This is a genomic window from Yonghaparkia sp. Soil809, assembly GCF_001429705.1.
Taxonomy (GTDB): Bacteria; Actinomycetota; Actinomycetes; order Actinomycetales; family Microbacteriaceae; genus Microcella.
The window spans coordinates 385-15,099 of record NZ_LMSV01000002.1 but is presented as its reverse complement, the minus strand read 5'-3'; the positions used below and the strand labels follow the sequence as shown (position 1 = coordinate 15,099).

The 14,715-nt window shown below is 72.7% G+C and carries 12 protein-coding genes, 1 rRNA gene and 1 pseudogene (1 of these 14 only partly in view); 6 read left to right on the top strand and 8 right to left on the bottom strand.

Going from position 1 to position 14,715, the window contains the following annotated elements; all coding sequences use genetic code 11:
• Positions 1–3: 3 nt before the first annotated feature.
• Positions 4–684 (bottom strand): MtrAB system response regulator MtrA, encoded by a 681-nt coding sequence (gene mtrA, locus ASG83_RS07675; protein WP_055859532.1) that lies wholly within the window; start codon positions 682–684, stop codon positions 4–6.
• A gap of 132 nt (positions 685–816) precedes the next feature.
• On the opposite strand from mtrA, the gene ASG83_RS07670 reads away from it, so the two are divergent.
• The 5 genes from ASG83_RS07670 to ASG83_RS07650 are packed head-to-tail and all read left to right on the top strand — an operon-like array spanning position 817 to position 6,180.
• Complete coding sequence (locus tag ASG83_RS07670; protein WP_055859527.1) at positions 817–1,953, top strand: hypothetical protein; 1,137 nt, start codon at positions 817–819, stop codon at positions 1,951–1,953.
• Positions 1,950–2,633 (top strand): DUF4129 domain-containing protein, encoded by a 684-nt coding sequence (locus ASG83_RS07665; protein ID WP_055859524.1) that lies wholly within the window; start codon positions 1,950–1,952, stop codon positions 2,631–2,633. The genes ASG83_RS07670 and ASG83_RS07665 overlap by 4 nt, the downstream gene beginning before the upstream one ends.
• Positions 2,630–3,886 carry a DUF4350 domain-containing protein gene (locus tag ASG83_RS07660; RefSeq protein ID WP_055859520.1) on the top strand — a complete coding sequence of 419 codons (1,257 nt, stop codon included), beginning with the start codon at positions 2,630–2,632 and terminating at the stop codon, positions 3,884–3,886. Before ASG83_RS07665 ends, ASG83_RS07660 begins: the two co-directional genes overlap by 4 nt.
• Positions 3,887–3,898: 12 nt before the next feature.
• Positions 3,899–4,852: a MoxR family ATPase gene (locus ASG83_RS07655; protein WP_055859517.1), complete on the top strand. Its 954-nt coding sequence runs from the start codon at positions 3,899–3,901 to the stop codon at positions 4,850–4,852.
• A 2-nt stretch (positions 4,853–4,854) separates the two neighbouring features.
• Positions 4,855–6,180 carry a DUF58 domain-containing protein gene (locus ASG83_RS07650; protein ID WP_055859513.1) on the top strand — a complete coding sequence of 442 codons (1,326 nt, stop codon included), beginning with the start codon at positions 4,855–4,857 and terminating at the stop codon, positions 6,178–6,180.
• 84 nt (positions 6,181–6,264) lie between these two features.
• Here the strand turns inward: ASG83_RS07650 and ASG83_RS07645 are convergent, their stop codons facing one another.
• The 6 genes from ASG83_RS07645 to ASG83_RS07620 form a co-directional block, all read right to left on the bottom strand.
• The gene (locus ASG83_RS07645; RefSeq protein WP_055859511.1) at positions 6,265–9,141 is read right to left on the bottom strand and encodes an ABC transporter permease; all 2,877 of its coding nucleotides are present in this window, start codon (positions 9,139–9,141) and stop codon (positions 6,265–6,267) included.
• On the bottom strand, positions 9,138–9,875 hold the full coding sequence (locus tag ASG83_RS07640; RefSeq protein WP_055859509.1) for an ABC transporter ATP-binding protein: 738 nt from the start codon (positions 9,873–9,875) through the stop codon (positions 9,138–9,140). The genes ASG83_RS07645 and ASG83_RS07640 overlap by 4 nt, the downstream gene beginning before the upstream one ends.
• The gene (locus ASG83_RS07635; protein WP_055859504.1) at positions 9,872–10,510 is read right to left on the bottom strand and encodes a PadR family transcriptional regulator; all 639 of its coding nucleotides are present in this window, start codon (positions 10,508–10,510) and stop codon (positions 9,872–9,874) included. Before ASG83_RS07635 ends, ASG83_RS07640 begins: the two co-directional genes overlap by 4 nt.
• Positions 10,511–10,676: 166 nt before the next feature.
• Positions 10,677–12,170, bottom strand: a complete 1,494-nt coding sequence (locus tag ASG83_RS07630) for a catalase (RefSeq protein ID WP_055859501.1) — start codon at positions 12,168–12,170, stop codon at positions 10,677–10,679.
• 86 nt (positions 12,171–12,256) lie between these two features.
• Positions 12,257–12,664 (bottom strand): Fur family transcriptional regulator, encoded by a 408-nt coding sequence (locus tag ASG83_RS07625; protein WP_082515094.1) that lies wholly within the window; start codon positions 12,662–12,664, stop codon positions 12,257–12,259.
• Between the two features lie 66 nt (positions 12,665–12,730).
• A complete protein-coding gene (locus ASG83_RS07620) occupies positions 12,731–13,726 on the bottom strand; it encodes a stage II sporulation protein M (RefSeq protein ID WP_055859493.1) in 996 nt (331 codons plus the stop codon).
• Between ASG83_RS07620 and ASG83_RS13435 the strand changes: the two are divergent.
• Positions 13,623–14,171, top strand: a pseudogene (locus tag ASG83_RS13435) (RDD family protein); the annotation flags it as partial. The gene ASG83_RS07620 and the pseudogene ASG83_RS13435 sit on opposite strands and share 104 nt — an antisense overlap.
• A gap of 403 nt (positions 14,172–14,574) precedes the next feature.
• On the opposite strand, the gene ASG83_RS12900 reads toward ASG83_RS13435, so the two are convergent.
• Positions 14,575–14,715: ribosomal RNA gene (locus tag ASG83_RS12900) — 23S ribosomal RNA — on the bottom strand (its annotated part continues 384 nt past the right edge of the window); the annotation flags it as partial.

Below are 14,715 nucleotides of genomic sequence, written 5' to 3'. Positions count from 1 at the left end.
GGATCAGAGCGTCGCGCCGGCCCGGTAGCCCACGCCGCGCACGGTCATGACGATGCGCGGCTCGTCGGGGTCGAGCTCGACCTTCGCGCGCAGCCGCTGCACGTGGACGTTGACCAGGCGCGTGTCCGCCTTGTACTGATAGCCCCAGACCTGCTCGAGCAGCATCTCGCGCGTGAACACCTGGTTGGGCTTCATGGCGAGAGCGAGGAGGAGGTCGAACTCCAGCGGCGTGAGCGAGATCGCCTTCTCGCCGCGCTTGACCTCGTGGGCGGTGACGTCGATGACGAGGTCGCCGATCGGCAGGGTCGAGACCGCGGCCTCGGGCGAGGGCCGCAGGCGCGTCTTGATGCGGGCCACGAGCTCCTTGGGATTGAAGGGCTTCACGACGTAGTCGTCGGCTCCGCTCTCCAGGCCCTGCACGACATCCGCCGTATCGGACTTCGCGGTCAGCATGATGATGGGCGTCCCGCTCTGCTCGCGGATCGCGCGGCACACCTGGATGCCGTCCATGCCCGGCAGCATGAGGTCGAGAAGGACGAGGTCGGGCTTGACCTGCTCGAACGCGCCGACCGCTTCGCCTCCGTCGTGGGAGAAGAAGGTGTCGTAGCCCTCGCCGCGGAGCACGATCCCGATCATCTCGGCGAGCGCCGTGTCGTCATCGACGACGAGGATGCGCGGGGTCATGGTGCTCTCGGGCCCTCCTTGGCCGATCCGGGGCGCCTGTCGAGCGAACCCGAGGGGTGTTCGCTCCAGCCTAGACGAGTGTGACAGCATACCTTCGTCAGGGAACGACCACGGCGCAGAGGACGCGAGACGATGACCGACAGCCCCACGTGGCAGTCCCCCGGAGCCTCGGCGGCTCCGACACCGCCGGGCGGCGACTCGCCGTGGCACGCGGCGGGGGCTGCCCCCGCCGCCGCGCCGCCCTCCGCGGGCTGGGCCCCGCCGCCCCGCCCCGGGCTCATCCCGCTGCGGCCCCTCGACTTCGGCACCGTCTTCGGCACCACCTTCCGGGTGCTGCGCCGGAACCCGCGACCCGTGTTCGGCGTCGCGATCGGCCTGACGACTCTCGTCACCTTCCTCGCGGGCGCCGCCGTCACCGCCGTCGTCCTCCTCGGCACCGATCGGATCGCACGCGCCGCGCCGGAGGACATGGAGGCCATCGCGTTCGGCACGGGCGCCGTCGTTCTGCTCTCGGCCCTGCTCACCGCCGCGCTCACGGTCGTCGCCGGCGCTCTGCTGCAGGGAGTCATCGCGACCGAGGTCGCGAGCGCGACCCTCGGCGAGCGACTGACCTTCCGGCAGCTGTGGGCCCGCGGCCGGGGGCGATGGGGTGCCCTGGTCGGCTGGTCGCTCCTGCTCAGCGCGGCGCTCACCGCGGCGATCGCCATACTCGTGGCGATCATCGTCCTCATGGTCTCGATCGGCGATGTCGCCGGCATCGTCGCGGGCGTCCTCATCGGCATCCTCGGCGGGCTCGGAATGGCCGTGCTCGCATCCTGGCTGTGGATCGTGCTCCTCTTCGTGCCGCCCGCGATCGTGCTCGAGCGCCGATCCCTCCGCGACGCGGTCGCCCGATCCCGGCGGCTCATCGCCGGTCGCTTCTGGCGCACCTTCGGCGTCATGCTCCTGCTCTCCGTCGCGATCCAGACCGCCGCGAGCGTCGTCACCGCACCGTTCAGCCTCGCCTCCGGCTTCGCGGGAGCGCTCGTGAACCCGACCGGCGACATCACCGCCGACCTGGGCTTCCTCATCGGCATCAACACGATCGCGATCGCGCTCAGCGCCGTCGTGGGCGCAGTCGGCGCCGTGCTCCTCGCGGCGGGCTCGACCCTGCTCTACGTCGACGCCCGCATGCGCGACGAGGGGCTCGACCTCGACCTGCAGCGCACGGTCGAGGCCCGGGCGGCCGGCGCGAGCACCGACGACCCGTTCCTTCCCGCTCGGTCGTGACACCCCGCCTCACCGCTGCCGTGCTCGCCGCGCCCCTCGAGCCCGACGCCGACGAGGCGCGCGAGCTGCTGCTCGACGAGCTCGCGAAGCTCGAGTACGCGCAGGCGCAGCCGACCTGGTTCGACCTGCTGACGCAGTCGATCGTCGAGTGGTTCGCGGGGCTCCGCTTCGGCGGAACGGGCGGGCTCCCCATCGGCGTCCTCATCGTCGGCGCCGTCCTGATCGCGCTCGCCGTCATCGCCGCTCTCCTCATCTACGGCCTCCCCCGCTGGCGCCGCCGCTCGACCGTGCTCGCCGACCTGTTCGGCGAGAGCGACGCGCGCACGGCGCGCGAGCTGAGACGGGATGCCGCGGCGGCGGCCGCGCGCGACGACTGGCGCACGGCCATCGCCGACCGCTACCGGGCGATCGCGCGCTCCCTCGACGAGCGGACGCTCGTCGCGCTCCTCCCCGGCACGACCGCGCACGCCGTGGCCCGGCAGGCCGCGCGAGAGTTCCCCGACGCCGCCGCCGAGCTCGAGGCCGCCGCCGATCTGTTCGACGGGGTGCGGTACCTCGACCACGAGGGCGACCGCGCCGGCTACGAGCGCGTCCGGGCGCTCGACGACCGCCTCGTCCGCTCCTCTCCGCTGCTCGAGCGGCCGACGGTGCCCTCCGAGCTCGTCGAGGCTCCCCGATGACGAGCAGCGAGGTCGTGACGCCCACGGTGCGCCGCACCCTTCGCCGCGCGCTGTTCTGGATCGTCCTCGCCGCCCTCCTCCTCGCCTTCGCCGCCGTCTACGGGCTCACCACCCGATCGACGACCGAGGCGGAGCGGTTCTCCGCCGACGAAGCCGCCCCGGCCGGATCCCGCGCGCTCGTCCAGGTGCTCGGCGACGCGGGCATCGACGTCGTCGCCGCTGAGACGCTCGACGACGCCCTCGCCGCGATCGACGACCCTGCCACCACGACGCTCGTCGCCGCCGACCCTCGCACCGTCCTGACCGCCGAGCAGTGGCGGGAGCTCGACGGCGCGGCGGCCTCGCTCGTCCTCGTCGAGCCGCCCGCCCCCGCGGTCGGCGCTCTCGCCCCGGCGATCGCGCCCGGCGTCCCCTCCCTGGGCGGCGTCCGCGACGAGGCCGGATGCTCTCTCCCGGCCGCGCTGCGCGCCGGCTCGATCACCGCCGACGGGCTGGGGCTCGACGCCTCGGGTGCGACAGCGGCCGACCTCGGCGCAGCCGGCGTGCAGGTCTGCTTCCCCGGCGGGGAGGGCGAGGGCGGCGCTGCGCTCGTGTCGCTCGACCAGCCGGCGGGCGGAGCACTCCACCTGCTCGGCGCGGGCGGCGTCGTGCAGAACGGCCTCATCGGTCGGGAGGGCAACGCCGCTCTCGCGCTCGGGCTCACGGGAGAGCATCCGCGCCTCGTCTGGTACGTGGCGTCGACCGCCGACATCGCGGGCGGCGCGACCGCGCTGTCGGAGCTCTACCCCGGCTGGGTGAATCCCGTCGCGTGGCTCGCCCTGACCGTGGGGCTCGCCGCCGCCGTGTGGCGCGGCCGCCGGCTCGGGCCCGTCGTGATCGAGAACCTTCCCGTCGTCGTGCGCACGACCGAGACGATGGAGGGCCGCGCGCGCCTGTACGCCCGCGAAGGATCGCGACTGCGCGCCCTCGACGCGCTGCGGGTCGGCACGCTGCGGCGCCTCGCCGAGGGGCTCGCGCTCGGCAGCGCGGCCGGGCTCGACGACATCGTGACCGCCGTCTCGGGCATCACCGGTCGCGATCGCGCCGGCCTGCGCGCGCTGCTCGTCGACCGCGAGCCCCGCGACGACGGGGAGCTCGTCGCCCTCTCGGACGAGCTGCTCGAGCTCGAGCGCCTCGTCCAGCGCCGCGTCGCCCTCGCCGACGACGGACCCGGCGAGCGCCCCGCCGACCGACCCGACCCGACCACCCGATAAGAGGAGAACACCATGGACAGCGACCTGCGGGCATCCTTCGCGAACGTGCGGAGCGAGGTGGGCAAGGCCGTCGTCGGTCAGGATGCGGCCGTGAGCGGCCTCATGGTCGCGCTGCTCGCGAACGGGCACGTGCTGCTCGAGGGCGTCCCGGGCGTCGCGAAGACGCTGCTGGTGCGCTCGCTCAGCCACGCGCTCAGCCTCACCACCACGCGCGTGCAGTTCACCCCCGACCTCATGCCGGGCGACGTCACGGGCTCGGTCGTCTACGACGCGAAGAACGGCGACTTCGAGTTCCGGCGCGGGCCGGTGTTCACGAACATCCTGCTCGCCGACGAGATCAACCGAACTCCGCCGAAGACGCAGTCCTCGCTGCTCGAGGCCATGGAGGAGCGCCAGGTCACCGTCGACGGCACGACCCACCCCCTGCCCGAGCCGTTCGTCGTCGCCGCCACGCAGAACCCCGTCGAGTACGAGGGCACCTACACGCTGCCCGAGGCGCAGCTCGACCGCTTCCTGCTCAAGCTCGTGCTCGACCTGCCCGCGCGCGACTCCGAGATCGAGGTGCTGCAGCGCCTCGCCGACGGCTTCAGCGCCCGCGACCTCACCGCGGCGGGCCTGCGGCCCGTGCTCGGCGCAGAGCAGATCGTCGCCGCGCGGGCGGCCGTCGCGCGGGTGGGCGCGACGCCCGAGCTGCTCGCCTACCTCGTCGACCTCGCACGCGGCACCCGCCAGAGCCCGTCGGTGCGCCTCGGCGTGAGCCCCCGCGGCACGACGGCCCTGCTCGCCGCGACGAAGGCGTGGGCGTGGCTCTCGGGAGCCGAGGCGATCACGCCCGACCACGTGCAGCAGATGATCCTTCCCGTGTGGCGCCACCGCATCGGCCTTCGCCCGGAGGCGGAGCTCGAGGGCGTCTCGGCCGACACCATCCTGCGCTCGGTCGTGCAGCAGACCCAGGTCCCGCTGTAGCCATGGCCGTGACGGGGTGGTTCGTCGCGCTCGTCGCCCTCGGCGTCGTGCCCGTCGTGCTGCTGTCGAACGGATGGGCGTACGTCGGCTGGGTCGGTCTCTGCCTCGTGCTCCTGGCGGTGGATGCCGCGCTCGCGGCCTCCCCGCGCGCCGCGTCGCTCGCGCGGTCGGGCCCCGATCGCGTGCGTCTGACCGAGCAGGCCGAGGTGACCCTGCTCGTGACGAACGGCTCGCGGCGACGCCTGCGCGGCGTGATCCGCGACGCCTGGGAGCCCTCGGCGGGCGCGACCCCCCGGCGTCAGCGGATCGACGTGCCCGCCGGCGAGCGCCGCGCGGTGCGCAGCGTGCTGAGGCCGTGGCGACGCGGTGAGCGGAGGGCTGCGATGGTGACCATTCGCGCGATCGGGCCGATGCGGCTCGCGGGGCGTCAGGCGAGCATCCTCGTGCCCGGAGGCATTCGCGTGCTGCCCGAGTTCGCGGCGCGGCGCCACCTGCCCTCGCGGCTCGCCCGCCTGCGCGAGCTCGACGGTCGCACCTCCCTCATGGTGCGCGGGCAGGGCACCGAGTTCGACAGCCTGCGCGAGTACGTGCGCGGCGACGATGTGCGCTCGATCGACTGGCGCGCGACGGCGCGACGCGCTGGCGGACCGGGGCCCGCGGGGTCGCCCGCGCCGACGCTCATGGTGCGCACGTGGAGGCCCGAGCGCGACCGGCACGTCGTCGTCATCGTCGACTCGGGGCGCACCGCCGCGGCGCGCATCGCCGACGAGACGCGCATCGACACGGCCTTCGAGTCGACGCTGCTGCTCGCGGCCCTCGCCGATCGCGCGGGCGACCGCGTCGACGTCGCCGTGTTCGACCGGCGCGTGCGCGGGCGGGTGCAGGGCGCGCGCGGCGCCGACCTGCTCGCGAAGCTCGTCGACACGATGGCGCCCATCGACCCCGAGCTGCTCGAGACCGACTGGACGGCCGTGCCCGGCCTCGTGCGCTCGATGACCTCGCAGCGCTCGCTCGTCGTGCTGTGCACGCCGCTGGAGTCGCCCGGCTCGACGCGCCAGCTGCTCGCGATGCTGCCGCAGCTGACGCGCACGCACCTCGTGCTCGTCGCGGCGGTCACCGACCCGGCGCTGCTGTCAGCGGCGGAGGACCGCTCGGACCGGGCATCCGTCTACCGCGCCGCGGCCGCCGAGCGAGCGATGCTGGATGCTCAGCGCGTCGCCGCGGCGGTGCAGCGCCTCGGCGCCGACGTCGTGACGGCCGCGCCGCTCGAGCTGCCGCCCGCCGTCGCCGACCGGTACCTCGCGTACAAGGCCGCCGGGCGGCTGTAGGGCCCGCTCTTCGACGGCTCCTCTCTTCGGAGAGGTGGTCGGGCGGCCGGGCCGGTCGTCGAAAAACGGCCGGCCGCCCGACGGTCAGGCGATCGCTGAGCGATCGGTCGGGAGGGCCGTGGCGCGGCCCGCGAGCAGCCAGGCGCCGACGGCGATGACCAGGGGAACGCCGAGGGCGGCGATCGCGAGCTGGAGGAGCGGCGGCGCGAACAGCATCGGGCCGCCCGGCAGCGCGAGTGCGCCCGCCGCAAGAAGGCCGAGGCTCGCACCGACGACGGCGCCGATGCCCGCGAGAAGCACCGCCTGCCAGAAGCTGACCGCGCGGCGCAGTCGACGCGTCGCGCCCATCGCGCCGAGGATCGCCTCGTCGCGCCGGCCGTCGATGCGCGCGAGACCGATCGCGATCGCCGAGGCCGTGAGGGCGATCGCGCCGCTCACGCCGACGAGCACCCAGGCGGCGATGCCGACGATGTCGTCGGGCCCAGATTCCACCGCGGTAGGGAGGCCCCAGGGGTCGCCCGTGAGGTCGCGCGAGAGGTCGAGGAGGGCATCACGTTCGGCGGCACCCGGAGCGAAGACGGTCTGTGCGATGACGGCGGTGGGTGTCACCTCGAGGTCGAGAGCCCGCGCGGTCTCCGGGAGCATGAGGAGTGCGCCGGGAACCGGGATAGGGGGAACCTGCACCGCGGCCGGCAGCGTCACCTCCCTCAGAGAATCGAGCCGGTGGATGCTCCCGGCAAGCCCCTCGGCGAGCTCGACCGAGTCGACCCAGCGCAACAGCGCCTCACCGTCGACCACGTACTCGGGGTGGATCGCGACGACTCCGCCGCCGTCGAGCACACGTCGCGATTCCGCAGTGAGCGTCATTCCGGTCGCCGCCTCGAGCACCTCTGGATCGCCTACGCGGATGCTGTCCGCGAAGAACGGGTTGTCCACGAAAAGGATCTGCCCGGCTCCCGGCGCGCAGCGAGGGTCATCGCCCGCGGCCGCATCGAACGCACCAAGTTCTTCGGGGCTCGCATCGACGGGAGGACCAAGGAACGACAGGCAGACCTGGTCTACGTCGAGAGCGACCGTGAGCGTCTCGGTGCCTTCAGGGGGAAGGATCGGCGCGCCCGACCTCTCGTCAAAGCCCCAGTAATTGCGGATGTAGACGCCCTCGACGAGTGTCGCCTCGCTGTCGGCGATCTCGGCGACCCCAGCGAGCACAGCGTCGACGTCGTCAATCGGCCGGAACTCGCTCGTGGTCGGGTCAGCCGTGCGCACCGACATGACGACAGCGTTCATGGGTGCCTGCGGCGTGTACCACTTCTCGCTCTCGAGCTGGACAGCGCCGAACACGCTCATGAGGAAGCTCGCGAGAAAGACCGTGGTCATGACGGCGGCGGCGACGGGCACCGTGCGACCCGAGTTGCGGGCGGAATCGCGTGCGGCGAGACGCACCGAGGTGCGCGCGGAGGAGGTCGCGCGCGCGACAGACCGCAGCACCATCGGGAGCGCGAGCACCGCCCCGAGCTGCAGGATCACGGCCCCGAGCGCGATCGCCGCGACCGCGATGCCGTCAGCGATCGGCGGGTACTCCTCGAGGGTGCGCAGCACGACGAGGAGCGCACCACCGCTCACGAGCACGGCAGCACCGATCACGAGTACAGCAATCGCGGCTCGCCGGGCACCGGCGCCGACGACGGGCGGACGGCGCGCCCCGCGGAGCGCCGCGACGATGTCCACGCGCGTCGCCACTCGAGAAGGCACGACGGCCGCGAGCCATCCCGCACCGGTAGCCACAACGATGGTCGCCGCGATCACGACGAGGTCGACATGGAAGCCGGCGTACTGGAGGGCGCTGCCGGAGCGCGTGAGCTCCATGAAGACGGCCGCAGCTCCGACGCCGAGGGCTACTCCGAGCGCTGAGCCGACGAGGCCGAGCACGAGCCCGCCGGTGGTGACCACCGTTCGCATGAGCCGCCGGTCAGCGCCGACGCTCGCGAGCACCGCGAGCGAGCGCTGCTGCTGGCGAGCCCCGACCATGAACGCGGCGCCGGCGAGCAGCACGACCTGCAGCAGCAGGAATGCCCCGATCATCGCGGCGAGCGCGAGAAACTGGCCCTGGAATCCGAAGAAGGAAGCGAGAGGGTCCTGCGGTATCGCTCCCGGGTACGGGCCGCCGCCGAGAATGATCTCGCGTGATGTCGCGATGAGCCCCTGATCGTTGAGCGCCAGCACGTCATACCACGAAAGATCCGCATCGAGCGCGAAGTAGGTCGCTCCGAACGTGCGGTCACCGACGGCCTCGGCGTCGAGCCCGCTGACGGTGCCGAACACGCGCAGGGCATCGTCGGGGTCGTGGGCGCTGCGCCCGATGCCGACGATCATGCGCTCGACGCCGTCGGGCTGCGTCGAGACGGCGTCGCCGATGGCGAGGCCGAGCTCGTCGGCGAGAGACGGTGACACGACGAGCTCGCGGTCGCGTTCGGGCGCGTGGCCCTCAACCAGGTCGAAGCGCCCGGCGAGCTCGTCGACGAACACGTCGCCGGCCGTCGCCTGCACCTGCCGCAGCCGCTCCCCCGTGTCGAGGGTCGCGACGGTGCCGATGACCGCGACGACGCGCCCGTCGATCACGGACGCGGGGTCGACGAGACCCTCGAACTCGTCGATCGACGCGGTCGGATCGGTCTGATCCCAGTAGCCCTGAAGAGGCGCGAACGCAGCCTGTCGGGCGACGGTGCCGGGCGCACCGACGACCTGGATGATCGACCCAGCGTCAGCGAGATGCAGCTCGGCGAGCTCGCTCGGCGTCGGGTTCGAGCTCGCGACGACGACGGCCGTCGCCGACATGCCCGCGACGGGCACGGCGATCATGAGCGCGATGAGAATGCTGCGCCCCACCGAACGGCGCGCGTTGCGGGCGGCGAGGAGCAGCGCCAATCGCAGCGGGGGCCGCGCGGTGCGCGACTCGCTCACGCGCCCGCCGCCAGGAGCTCGCTCGGGTCGTCGCGGCGGCTCTCGTCGACCACGCGACCGTCGCGGAGGAACACGATGCGGTCGGCCCAGGCGGCGTGCCGCGCGTCATGGGTGACCAGGATGCCGCCCGCGCCCTCGTCGATGCGCGAGCGCAGCATCCGCAGCACGAGCTCGCCGGTCTGCGAGTCGAGGGCTCCCGTGGGCTCGTCGGCGAGGATGAGGGCACGGCCGCCGACGACGGCGCGGGCGATCGCGACGCGCTGCTGCTGGCCGCCCGACAGGTCGTCGGGGAAATGGTCGGCGCGGTCGTCGAGCTCGACGAGGTGCAGGGCGTCGAGGGCGGCGCGGCGGGCCTTCGAGCGCTTCCAGCCGTCGAGCTCGAGCGGGAGGCTCACGTTCTCGAGGGCGGTGAGCGCAGGCACGAGGTTGAAGTCCTGGAAGACGAAGCCGAGCGTGCGGCGGCGGATCGCCGCGAGCTGCGCCGGCTTCGCGTCGCGCAGGTACTGCCCGTCGATGACGACCTCGCCGCTCGTGGGGGTCACGAGCCCTCCGGCGATCGTCAGCAGCGTCGACTTCCCCGAGCCGGAGGCGCCCATGATCGCGACGAGCTCGCCGCGCCTGACCGACAGGTCGACGCCCGCGAGGGCCGTGACCGAGTTCTCGCCGGATCCGTAGTGCATCGCGACGGCGTCGAGGCGGAGCAGCTCGCTCGCGCCGATCCGCTCGCGGCTCATCGGGCGCTCGCCGTCGACGTGGCCGCAGGGAGGCCGGCGGGCAGCTCGGCAGGGGCTGTGCGCGGGGTCGACATCGTGGTCCCACCGGCCGCGCCTCCCGCGACGGCTCGCGCCCTCAGCCGCCGGATCCTCGCCTCCGAGTGCTCGAGCCATCGCACCTCGGCCTCCGCCTGGAAGATGAGCGCGTCGACGACGAGCTGCCACGCGAACTCCTCCGGCGAGTCCGGGTCGCCGCCGGCCGCCTTCGATCGGGTGAGCTCCTGCAGCGACCGGATCGTCGCGACCCTCTGAGCGTGGATGATCGCCTCGGGGTCGACGTCCGGCAGGGTCACGGCGAGCGCGAGCTTGACCGCGAGCTCGTCGCGCGCGGCCGCGCTGCGCACCACGGGCCCCTCGAGCCAGGATCGCGCCTCCGCGCGACCGGCATCGGTGATCGCGTAGAAGACGTGACCGTCGCCGTCGGTCTCGCCCTTCGCCACGAGCCCGTCGCGCTCGAGCCGGTCGAGGGTGTTGTAGACCTGGCCGACGTTGACGGGCCAGGAGTCGCCCGTGCGGCGCTCGAACTCGATCTTCAGCTGGTAGCCGTAGCTCGGCGCCTGCGAGAGCAGGGCGAGCAGGCCGTGGCGCACCGACATGGCGACTCCTTCGAGACCCGGCCGGAGCATCCGACCGATGGTTGCATGTCGAGCATATGCATTCCCGGCATGTGTGTCGAGATGTTCTCGTGATCGGCGTGTCGCGGCCAAGCGGAACGGGCCGCCCCTCCGTGAGGAGGGACGGCCCGTCAGCGGCAGATGCCCGCTACTTCGCCGCGGTCGGCTCCGGCACGAGGGTCGACTGCGGGTCGGAGATCTCGGGCAGGCCCGCCGCGACGCGCGCGCCGATGCCGGGCTCGATGCTCGTCCAGTACTGGATGACGCGCTCCCGCAGCTCGGGGATCGTCACGCCCGAGACGTGCCCGATGATCGTCGAGACGAGGCGGTCGCGCTGGGCGTCGTCCATGACGCGGGTGATGAGCTCGCGCGCCTGGCCGTAGTCGTCGTCGTCCGCGTGCACGGTCGCCGAGGTGCGGATGAGCTCGCCGTCCATCTCCCAGCCGCGGTCGGGGCCGTGGGCCTCGGCGTCGGCGTGCGGGCCGCCGAAGGAGTTGGGCGCGTAGACGGGCTGGGTCGCGGGCGGGAAGGAGTACGTCATCGCGCCCTCCTTCGAGTACGCGTGCGCCTCGGTCTTCGGAGCGTTGACCGGCAGCTGCGCGTGGTTCGTGCCCACGCGGTAGCGGTGCGCGTCGGCGTAGCTGAAGATGCGCGCCTGCAGCATGCGGTCGGGGCTCGCGGCGATGCCGGGCACGAAGTTCGACGGCGCGAAGGTCGCCTGCTCGATCTGCGCGAAGAAGTTCTCCGGGTTGCGGTTGAGCGTCAGACGGCCGACCGGGATCAGCGGGTAGTCGGCCGTCGGCCACACCTTCGTGAGATCGAAGGGGTTGAAGCGGTAGGTCTTCGCCTCCTCGTACGGCATGACCTGCACCGACAGCTGCCACGAGGGGTGCTCGCCGCGCTCGATCGCCTCGAACAGGTCACGGCGGTGCAGGTCCGCGTCCTCGCCGGCGATGCGGTCGGCCTGCTCCTGCGTGAGCGTCTCGTGCCCCTGCTCGGTGCGGAAGTGGTACTTCACCCAGAAGCGCTCGCCCGCGGCGTTGATCCACTGGTAGGTGTGCGAGCCGAAGCCATCCATGTGGCGCCATGACGTCGGGATGCCCCGGTCGCCCATGAGCCACGTCACCTGGTGCGACGACTCGGGCTGCAGGGTCCAGAAGTCCCACTGCATGTTGTGGTCGCGCAGCCCCGATCCCGGCCGACGCTTCTGCGAGCGGATGAAGTCGGGGAACGTGATGCCGTCCTTGATGAAGAAGACGGGGGTGTTGTTCCCCACGAGGTCGTAGTTGCCCTCGGAGGTGTAGAACTTCAGCGCGAAGCCGCGCGGGTCGCGCCACGTGTCGGGGCTGCCCTGCTCGCCGGCGACCGACGAGAAGCGCGCGAGGGTCTCGGTCGTGACCCCGGGCTGGAAGAGCGCGGCGCGCGTGTACGCCGACACGTCGTGGGTCGTCTCGAAGACGCCGAAGGCGCCGCCTCCCTTGGCGTGGACGACGCGCTCCGGCACGCGCTCGCGGTTGAACTGGGCGAGCTTCTCGACCAGGTAGTGGTCGGTGAGGGGGATGACGCCGTCGGCGCCGACGGTCTGCGAGTGCTGGTCGCTCGCGACGGGCGCGCCGGAGGTGGTCGTGGTGTGGCTGGTCACGCGGAGGAGCTCCTTCTGGGATGGGGGAACGAATCGTGCTCGGCGCACGCACGAGCGCCCGCTCGCCACGGGCATCCGCGCTGGATTCAGGCTGCGCAGGCGGGGCACAGGCCCCAGAACGTCACCTCGGCGGTCGTCACCGTGAACCCGCCCGTGCTCGAGGGCACGAGGCAGGGCGCGTCGCCGACCACGCAGTCGACGTCGCCCACGGCGCCGCACTGCGTGCAGACGACGTGGTGGTGGTTGTCGCCGATGCGGCGCTCGTAGCGCGCGGGGCTCCGCGCGGGTTCGATGCGCCGCAGGACGCCGGCTGCCGTGAGGTCGCCGAGCACGTTGTGCACCGCTTGCAGCGTGAGCCTCGCGCCGTCCGCCGCGAGGGCAGCGTGGATGCGATCGGCCTCGCTGTGCGGCATCCGCTCGAGAGCGCGCAGCACCGCCAGTCGACCGGCGGTCACCCGCAGGCCGGCCTCGCGGAGCAGCGTCTCATCGGTCACGGGCACCTCTCGACCGTACTCGTTTTCATGAACAGGTCAAAAATACGATCGATTCAGGATGCCCGCTCAGCCGGCGACGACGACGCGAGCCCCCCGGCTGATCGGGTCCAGGTCGCCCGTCTCGCCGTCGCGCGCCGCGGCGCGGCCGACGATCCACTGCAGCCACAGGAACCAGGCGAGCGCGAGGCTGCCGATCCCGATGCGGATCACGTCGGGCCACTCCTGCCGCGTGACGAAGCCCTCGACGATGCCGCTCACGAGGAGCCCGACGACGAGTCCGCCGATCACGGCGAACAGGGCGCGGCCATCCTCGGCGAGGGCCTGCAGCCGCGTGCGCGAGCCCGGGGCGACCCAGGACCAGAAGATCATGAGGCCCGCGGCCGCGGCGACGAAGATGCAGTAGAGCTCGAGCTGGCCGTGCGGGGCGATGTTGAGGAAGAAGACGTCGAGGCGCCCGAACTCGGCCATGATCGCGGCGCTCTGGCCGACGCCCTGGGCGTTCTGCAGCACCACGACCGGCACCCAGAAGCCCGAGATGCCGAAGGCGACGCACTGCGCCGCGATCCAGGCGTTGTTGACCCAGACCTGCCCGGCGAACGAGGCCTCCGACGACTCGGAGTAGTAGTTGACGAAGTCCTGCTCGGCGTACCGCCGCAGCGACTCGTAGTCGCCGAGGCTCGCGAGAACCTCGGGGGTCGACCCGATCCACAGCGCGTAGAGGGTCGCGACGACCGAGAAGACGACGGCGATCACGAGCGTCAGATATCGGATGCGGTGCAGCGCCGCCGGGACCTCCCGCGTCGCGTACCGCGCCAGCTGCGCGAGCGGCTCCGCCTGCGCGCCGGTGAACCGCAGGCGCGCCCGCGACAGCGCCACGGAGAGGCGCTCGCGCTGCGGAACATCGCCCGCGGTCGTCGAGATCGCGGACAGGTGCGTCGCCGCGGCCTGGTAGTGGTCGATGAGGTCATCGGCGTCGCGGCCGGCGAAGCGACGGCGACGTGCGAGCGCGTCGAGGCGATCCCACTCGTCGGCGTGGGCGGCGGAGTACGCGTCGAGGTCCATCTGTTTAGATGATGACATGTCCGGTTCCGCGGCGGCTCCGATCCCGAACGGGACGGACTACGACGCCGAGCGGGAGCTGCTCACGGGCGAGGCCGTGGCCCTCCAGATCCGTGCGACGAGCGTCATCCTCCGCGCGGCGGGGGCCGCGATCGACTACCTCGTCTACGGGATCGGCACGGGGCTGCTCATCTGGCTTCTGCTCGAGACGGCGCCGACGCTCGGACTCCCCGAGAATCTCTACGGCGCCGTCGCGATCTCCAGCGCAGTGCTCGGGCTCGTCATCGTCCCCGCCGTGGTGGAGACGGCCTCCCAGGGGAAGTCCCTCGGCCGCTGGGCACTCGGCGATCGGGTCGTGCGCGATGACGGAGGCGCCGTGTCGTTCCGTCACGCCGCCATCCGGTCGTTCGTCGGTCTCTTCGAGATCGTCCTCACCGCCGGCGGCCTCGCCGTCATGGTGGCGATGCTCAACACCCGCGCGAAGCGCCTGGGCGATCTGATCGCCGGCACCTACAGCCAGTACGAGCGACTGGCGCGACCGCAGCAGCGGACCTTCGGGGTGCCCCCGGAGCTCGCCGAGTGGGCGTCGACGGCCGACGTCGCCCGCCTGCCCGACGCGCTCTCGCGTCGGATCGCCCAGTTCCTCGCCCAGGCCGGCGGGCACACACCCGCCACCCGCCAGCGGCTCGCCGCCGCGCTCGCCCGCGATGCGGCCCTGTCTGTCTCCCCCGTGCCCGACGTCGATCCCGAGCTCTTCCTCGCCGCCGTCGCCGTCCTCCGGCGCGAGCGCGAGGCCACGGCGCTCGAGCGGGAGCGCGCACGGCTCGAGCAGCTCGCGCCGACGCTCGCGGCGCTCCCGCACGGGTTCCCCGACCGCGGCTGACGCGCCGGCACAGCCGGCACGGGCGAGGGGGGTGAACTCGTCGACGGCCGCTGCCGCCCCGGCCCGTTAACGACGAGAAGCCCCTCCACGAATGGAGGGGCTTCTCTCG

Excerpts from the sequence above, each read along its gene's own strand:
- ASG83_RS07670 (WP_055859527.1), top strand. The coding sequence starts at position 817 with ATGACCGACAGCCCCACGTGGCAGTCCCCCGGAGCCTCGGCGGCTCCG.
- ASG83_RS07650 (WP_055859513.1), top strand. The coding sequence starts at position 4,855 with ATGGCCGTGACGGGGTGGTTCGTCGCGCTCGTCGCCCTCGGCGTCGTG.
- ASG83_RS07620 (WP_055859493.1), bottom strand. The coding sequence starts at position 13,726 with ATGGACCTCGACGCGTACTCCGCCGCCCACGCCGACGAGTGGGATCGC.
- ASG83_RS07635 (WP_055859504.1), bottom strand. The coding sequence starts at position 10,510 with ATGTCGGTGCGCCACGGCCTGCTCGCCCTGCTCTCGCAGGCGCCGAGC.
- ASG83_RS07660 (WP_055859520.1), top strand. The coding sequence starts at position 2,630 with ATGACGAGCAGCGAGGTCGTGACGCCCACGGTGCGCCGCACCCTTCGC.
- ASG83_RS07640 (WP_055859509.1), bottom strand. The coding sequence starts at position 9,875 with ATGAGCCGCGAGCGGATCGGCGCGAGCGAGCTGCTCCGCCTCGACGCC.
- mtrA (WP_055859532.1), bottom strand. The coding sequence starts at position 684 with ATGACCCCGCGCATCCTCGTCGTCGATGACGACACGGCGCTCGCCGAG.
- ASG83_RS07655 (WP_055859517.1), top strand. The coding sequence starts at position 3,899 with ATGGACAGCGACCTGCGGGCATCCTTCGCGAACGTGCGGAGCGAGGTG.